The organism is Exiguobacterium sp. TNDT2 (genome assembly GCF_003331145.1).
Classification (GTDB): Bacteria; Bacillota; Bacilli; order Exiguobacteriales; family Exiguobacteriaceae; genus Exiguobacterium.
Genome location: NZ_QLVE01000002.1, coordinates 264,293 through 270,960, shown reverse-complemented (window position 1 = coordinate 270,960; position 6,668 = coordinate 264,293). Strand labels below are relative to the sequence as shown.

The 6,668-nt window shown below is 53.6% G+C and carries 8 protein-coding genes; 7 read left to right on the top strand and 1 reads right to left on the bottom strand.

What is annotated here, in order from left to right:
• The first annotated feature begins 53 nt into the window (after nt 1–53).
• The 7 genes from DPV68_RS03080 to DPV68_RS03050 all read left to right on the top strand — a co-directional run bounded on the left by DPV68_RS03080 (nt 54) and on the right by DPV68_RS03050 (nt 5,807).
• Nucleotides 54–1,025 carry a tetratricopeptide repeat protein gene (locus DPV68_RS03080; RefSeq protein WP_232819470.1) on the top strand — a complete coding sequence of 324 codons (972 nt, stop codon included), beginning with the start codon at nt 54–56 and terminating at the stop codon, nt 1,023–1,025.
• A gap of 135 nt (nt 1,026–1,160) precedes the next feature.
• The gene (locus DPV68_RS03075) at nt 1,161–1,592 is read left to right on the top strand and encodes a MarR family winged helix-turn-helix transcriptional regulator (protein ID WP_114165364.1); all 432 of its coding nucleotides are present in this window, start codon (nt 1,161–1,163) and stop codon (nt 1,590–1,592) included.
• Nucleotides 1,593–1,632: 40 nt separating this feature from the next.
• On the top strand, nt 1,633–2,625 hold the full coding sequence (locus DPV68_RS03070) for a ring-cleaving dioxygenase (protein ID WP_114165363.1): 993 nt from the start codon (nt 1,633–1,635) through the stop codon (nt 2,623–2,625).
• Nucleotides 2,622–3,251 (top strand): NADPH-dependent FMN reductase, encoded by a 630-nt coding sequence (locus DPV68_RS03065; protein ID WP_034779702.1) that lies wholly within the window; start codon nt 2,622–2,624, stop codon nt 3,249–3,251. The genes DPV68_RS03070 and DPV68_RS03065 overlap by 4 nt, the downstream gene beginning before the upstream one ends.
• 89 nt (nt 3,252–3,340) lie before the next feature.
• On the top strand, nt 3,341–3,817 hold the full coding sequence (locus DPV68_RS03060; RefSeq protein ID WP_114165362.1) for a hypothetical protein: 477 nt from the start codon (nt 3,341–3,343) through the stop codon (nt 3,815–3,817).
• A 60-nt stretch (nt 3,818–3,877) separates the two neighbouring features.
• Nucleotides 3,878–4,945: a saccharopine dehydrogenase family protein gene (locus tag DPV68_RS03055; RefSeq protein ID WP_114165361.1), complete on the top strand. Its 1,068-nt coding sequence runs from the start codon at nt 3,878–3,880 to the stop codon at nt 4,943–4,945.
• 67 nt (nt 4,946–5,012) lie between these two features.
• Complete coding sequence (locus DPV68_RS03050) at nt 5,013–5,807, top strand: GNAT family N-acetyltransferase (RefSeq protein WP_114165360.1); 795 nt, start codon at nt 5,013–5,015, stop codon at nt 5,805–5,807.
• Between the two features lie 32 nt (nt 5,808–5,839).
• Here DPV68_RS03050 and DPV68_RS03045 read toward each other — a convergent pair whose 3' ends face one another.
• Nucleotides 5,840–6,625, bottom strand: a complete 786-nt coding sequence (locus DPV68_RS03045; RefSeq protein WP_114165359.1) for an SDR family oxidoreductase — start codon at nt 6,623–6,625, stop codon at nt 5,840–5,842.
• Nucleotides 6,626–6,668: the final 43 nt, after the last annotated feature.

Genomic DNA, 6,668 nt, shown 5'->3' with positions numbered 1-6,668 from the left:
AGCTCCCACTTCAGGTTGCGAAGCAAGCAAGTGGTGAGTAGTTCACACTGTTCTTGTACGGTGCCGTCAAGACGGCGAACGCCATCCCGGAGCTTCGCTACCGAATCCGCGGAGACGAGGTCATCGAGCACGACGTCGTGCATCCATCGTTCACCGTCATGATGGACGATGACGTCTTCAATTTTTGTACGGCTACCTATAAAGACGCGTTCCAGGACTTCATGGGAGAAGTGACGGCCCGGATGAGCGGGGCGAAACGGGAAGTCGTCGTCGGCGATGATGAGCCGGACAGCCTGCTTTACATCACGAGCGTGCCTTGGGTCACATTCACGAGCATCAGCCACCCGACGAATGACCAACAACATGATACGGTGCCGCGCATCGCCTGGGGCAAGTTTACGGAGAATGGTGGCCAGATGACGATGCCGCTCTCGGTCCAAGCCCACCATACCCTAGTCGATGGCGTCCATGTCAGTCACTATTACGAGTTGTTGCAAGCGTGGCTCGATGACTTGAGTGACTTGGAAGTCCAAACCCCAGAAGAGAAGGGGCTCGACGAAGCGATTCGTCTCCGTGAGAACGGAGAGCTCGAACGGGCGAAGCAGCTGTTGCTCATGTTGCTCCGTCAAGACGAGAAGAATCCACGCCTACATGTCCATTGTGCCTGGTGTTATGATTCGCTCGGGGAAGAACGTCAAGCCGTCCCGCATTACGAACGGGCAATTCGGCTCGGACTCTCGGGTGAAGAGCTCCAGGAGACGTATATCGGACTTGGCAGCACGTATCGGGCGCTTGGCCGCTACGAAGACGCTGAGGCGTTGTTCGCCAAGGCGATTGAACAGTTCCCAGACATCGGGGCGCTCAAAGCGTTCCAGGCGATGACCCATTACAATCTCGGACGCCACAGTGAGGCGACCGGTACGTTGCTCGAATTGCTCGCAAGCTCGGAGCCGGATGACAGCATCAAACGGTATCGTCGCGCCATCGCATTTTATGCGCGGAATCTTGACGAGACGTACGACTGAAATGACGAGACGAGGCAACTCGTCTTTTTTTGAGTTAAATGGATTGACCAACAAAACTTGTCATGTTATATTTATCTCGAATTAAAGATATTTAAATTTAAAGTATTGTTTTCTCTCAGCAAAGGAGGGGAACACATGGAAGAACGGAAAACCTTAAAAGCGATCACAGTGTTGCTTCGAGCCTCGCAATCGATTCAAGACGTGGTCAAGCACGAAGTCGCCGATTACGGACTGAATCCGACCGAGTTCTCGGTCCTTGAACTGCTCTACCATAAAGGCGACCAACCGATTCAAATCATCGGGAAGAAGGTCCTTCTGTCGAGCGGGAGTGTGACGTATATCGTCGATCGGCTCGAATCGAAAGGTTACTTGATTCGAAAAGCGTGTCCGAGCGACCGTCGTGTCACGTATGCGGCACTGACTGAGGAAGGACAGACACTTATGTCATCTATCTTTCCAGCCCACGAAAAACGAATGGACGAGTTGTTCGATGGACTCGATTTAGATGAAACGATCACTCAATTGAAGACGATCGGCAAACGTGCTGAGGCGTCAAAAATTTTTTAATCAATTATCTCGAAATCAAGATTTTGAAGGAGCGATTCGAATGAACCATGTAAAAGGAATTCACCACGTGACGGCGATTACGAGCAGCGCCGAAAAGAACTACGATTTCTTCACGAACGTCCTTGGAATGCGTCTCGTCAAAAAGACGGTCAACCAAGACGACATTCAAACGTACCACTTATTTTTCGCCGATGACAAAGGCAGCGCCGGGACAGATATGACGTTCTTTGATTTCCCTGGCATCCCAAAAGGCGTGCATGGGACGAACGAGATCGCCAAGACGTCGTTCCGTGTCCCGACCGATGAGGCGCTCACGTATTGGGAACGTCGCTTCGACCGCCTCGGCGTGAAGCATGAAGGCATCGCCGAGCAGTTCGGCAAGAAGACGCTTTCGTTCGTTGACTTCGACGAACAGGCGTACCAGCTCATCTCAGATGAGTTTAACGTCGGCGTCGCGTCAGGCGAACCGTGGAAAAATGGCCCGGTGCCACTTGAGTACGCCATCACGGGTCTCGGTCCAATCTTCATCCGCATCGCGGACTTTACGTATTTCAAACAAGTGATGGAGCAAGTCATGTTGTTCAAAGAAATCGGACAAGAAGGCGACGCGCATCTCTTTGAAGGAGGTGAGGGTGGAAACGGAGCGCAAGTCGTCGTCATTCATGACGAGACGTCACCAGTCGCGCGCCAAGGGTTCGGAACGGTGCATCACGTCGCTTTCCGTGTCGATGACCGCAGTGTCCTCGATGAATGGACGGCACGATTGCAACAGTTCGGGTTACCGACGTCAGGCTATGTCGACCGCTTCTTCTTCGAATCGTCTTATGCCCGGGTCGCGCCGCAAATCCTGTTTGAATGGGCAACAGACGGACCAGGATTCATGGGCGATGAGCCGTATGAGACGGTCGGTGAAAAATTGTCACTCCCGCCGTTCTTAGAACCGAAGCGGGAACAGATTGAAGCAATGGTCCGACCGATTGATACGGTCAGAAGTACAAAAACGTTTGAGAAAGAATATGAGGGCATGAAATGAGCTTTTTGAATCGTTTATTCGGTAAACAAGAAGAACCAACCAACTCACAAGGAGGAACTAACATGTTGAAAATTGGAATCGTACTCGGATCGACTCGTGAAGGACGCGTCAGCCCGCAAGTCGGAGAATGGGTCAAAGAACTCGCGGACAAACGCGGTGACGCCAACTATGAAATCATCGATATCGCAGACTACAGCCTCCCGCTTCTCGGCGAGCCAGGCGGCGACGCAACAGGTGCCGGCGCGTGGTCTGAGAAAATCGCGGAGATGGACGGCTTCGTCTTCATCGTCCAAGAATACAACCACTCGATTACAGGTGCGCTCAAAAACGCCCTCGACTACTTACGCAACGAATGGCATAACAAAGCAGCCGGCATCGTCTCGTACGGTTCGGTCGGCGGCGCACGCGCGACAGAACACTTACGCGGCGTGTTGAGCGAACTTTTGATTGCCCACGTCCGTGTCCACCCAGCGCTCTCGCTCTTCACAGACTTCGAGAACGGCACACATTTCGCACCGAAAGACGTGCAGGTCCAATCGGTCAACGACATGCTCGATCAGCTCGTCCCATGGACAGAAGCGATGCAGACGGTCCGTACGAAAGCGGCAGAAGCTGCGAACAACTAAGTATTTGGCCAGCCTTTAAACAGGCTGGTTTTTTGCGCGCTTTTTTTATGGGTCATGTAAAGTTGGAGTAGAAGAAGGGGGGAATGAGCATGTGGGCTCGGAAAATTGTCGTGGCCTCACTCACGGCCCCGATTTATGCACTCTTGTTGGCGTGTTGGGTAGTCATCCCGCAATATCCGGATAGCGGAGGGGTAGCGGACACGGTGAATGGGCTATTGATGTTGTCGGCAACTTATTTAGCAGTTAGTTTCCCGGTCATCGTCACGTACGGCGTGTTCACGTCGGTGTTCAGCGATTGGGTGACACGCCGGATGTCGAAGCGGTTCGGGCCGCTCGTTTCGTTTGGGTTACATATCGGGTTCGGGCTCGTCTTGCTCTGGCTCAGTTTAGGGGCGGCGCTATTATATTGGGCGATTGATCGCTACTTGACATATAAGGGCTGTCGGTTCGGAACAAGGCAGGTGTGGTCGAGTCTCGTCATCCCCGCCGGTGTCATAGTGACGGCTGTTGGCGTCGTTTATTTGATTGGTGTGATGCAAGACGTGATGCATCGGTTACACGGGTGAAAGTTGACAGGATAGGGAACAAAGAAAAGGTAGGTTTACAGAGTTGAAGGAGGAATCGTGATGAAATGGATGATTTATGGGGCGAACGGCTATACGGGGGAGCTGATCGCGCGGCAAGCGGTGAAACTAGGGATGACCCCCGTGCTCGCGGGTCGGCGTGCGGACGCGATTGCAAAGCTCGGTGAGGAGCTTGCTTGTGAGACGCGTGTCTTCAGTCTGTCACTCGATCAGGCGAAAAGAGAGTTGGTTGACATCGATCTCGTGTTACATTGTGCCGGACCGTTCGTCGACACGAGTCAGCCGATGGTCGAAGCTTGTGTTGCCACGAAGACACATTACTTAGATATTACCGGGGAAATCGAAGTGTTCGAATACATCCACTCGAAGAAACGGGCCAAACTCGCGCAAGAGGCGGGCGTGTTGCTCTGTTCGGGCGTCGGTTTTGACGTCATTCCGACGGATTGTGTGGCACGCAAGTTGAAAGAGCTGATGCCGGACGCGACGAATCTAGCACTTGGCTTCTCGGCGGCCGCCGGTATCTCACGCGGGACGCTGAAAACAGCGATCCGTGGACTCGGGTCGAGCAGTGCCGAACGGAAAGATGGCGAACTGACACCGTTCCCGCTGGGCGAGAAGCGTCGTCACATCGATTTCGGACGCGGCAAGAAAACGGCACTTGCGATTCCATGGGGGGATGTCTCGACCGCCTATTATACGACGGGCATTCCGAACATCACGACGTGGGTCCCGGTCCCGAAGGCTTACGCTTACGGGGCGCGTCTCTTGTCTTGGTTCGGTCCGATTCTCGGCAGCGACGCGGTGCAAGGGAAACTGCTCCGTTATGTTGATGAACATGTGAGCGGACCGGACGAGTCAGAACGGGAACGCTCCTCGACGTATGTCTGGGGCGAGGCGACGAACGTCTCAGGACGTAAAGTGATCGTCCGCATCAAGACGGCGAGCACGTATGCCTTCACCGTGTACGGGGCACTCGAGGTCGTGAAACGTCTTGTCGAATCGGGCCGCGTCATCCCAGGTAGCTTCACGCCGGCGATGCTGTTCGGGTCGCACTTCATCGAAGAAATCGAAGGATCGTCGTCGTTTGTCGTCGATGAAGTCCGGCTGTAACGGAAACATAATCTGTTCACAATTGAAGTGTGGTAAACTCAGGGAAGATTAGTAGGGAGGGAACGAGATGAGACGCTTAGAACTAGCCAGGCGGATCGAACGCATCAAAGCGGAAGGGACGTCTGCCTATATTCGGCATCGGAAACAGACCCCTCCCTATGAAGGTTCGGAATTGATCGTCGAAAACAAGGGCCACGTCTTCCGGATGGGCAATACGAGTTTTGCGGTCGGCTTTGGGTTGAATCGACCGACCAGTTTTTACGATTTGCACCAAATGGAGAAGTGGGTGCGCGGGAAGAACGTGTCCCGCCTCCATGTCGAGGTCTGTCCGCTCGCGGACATGTCGCTCATTCGGTTGTTGCAAGAGCGAAACTATACGCTTGATCACTTCCTTGACGTCTGGTTGCTCGACGTGAACACGTTCGTGTTCCCGGATGTAGAGTATGCGGTCGAACGGGTGAATGCCGAGAACGTGAACGAATGGGCTCGGTCCATCGCGGCCGGTTTCGCCGAGACAGGGACGATTTTACAAGAGACGATTGAGACGGCAAAAGGGTTCTATGCATTACCCGAAAACCAGGCGTTTCTCGTCCGTGAAGGTGAGATGGCCGTCGCCGGTGGCATTCTTGCTATCCAGGACGGGATGGGCGAACTGTTTTTGACGAGCACGATTCCCGCTTACCGTGGCAAAGGCTATCAGACGCAACTCATCTTGGAACGGATTGCGGCCGCGAAAGCAGCCGGTTGCCAGTATGTGACTGTGACGACAAAAGTCGATACGGCCTCGGGCCGTAATATGGAGCGTTTAGGCTTCGTGCCGTTTTATCAGAAATCCGTCATGAAAAGCCCGATTCTCAAATAAACAGGTCGCCTCGCGGGGCGACCTGTTGTCCGTTAAAGTAACGATTCTGCACCGTCGACGTACACTTCAGAGCCGGTGACATGGCTCGACATGTTGCTCGCGAAGAACAACACGACGTCCGCGACTTGTCTGGCCGTTCCTGATTTGCCGGCGAGCGGTTGGTTCCCTTCCGGGTACTCGATCGGGATGACAACTTCTTCAAGTAAGGCGTCGTCTCGGTTCGTCGAGTCATCGATGTTCGTGTCGATTGCTCCGGGACAAATCGAGTTGACGCGAATGCCGAATTGAGCGAGCTCGGCTGCTGCCATTTTAGCAAATCCGGTCTGTCCGGCTTTCGTCGTCGCATAGCCGCTAAAGCCGAAGTTTTTAAAGTAACGGTTCCCGTTGATGGATGAGGTGATGATGACGCTGCCTCCTCGCTCCTTTAAGTAAGGGATAGCATGTTTCACGGTCAAGAACGTGCCGGTCAAGTTCGTCTCGACGACACCGTTCCAATCCTCGAGCGACAAGTGCTCAATCGGCGTAATCGTCCCATTCCGGCCCGCGTTCGCGAAGACGATATCGAGGCGACCAAATCGTTCGATTGTTTGTTCGTACGCCCGTTTCATCTCATCTTCATTCCCCACGTCGGCGCTGATACCGATGGCACGCTCTTCTCCAATCAGGCTCGCAAGTTGCTGGGCATCTTCCAATTTTAAGTCGACGATGGCGACTTTCGCTCCTGCCTGGACAAATCGGATGACGGCGGCGCGTCCGATTCCGGATGCAGCCCCTGTGATGAATGCGACTTTACCTGATAGCAATGTATTTGAAATCATTCAATTCGCTCCTTTCAGCTTCCTGTTCTCATATTCCACCATT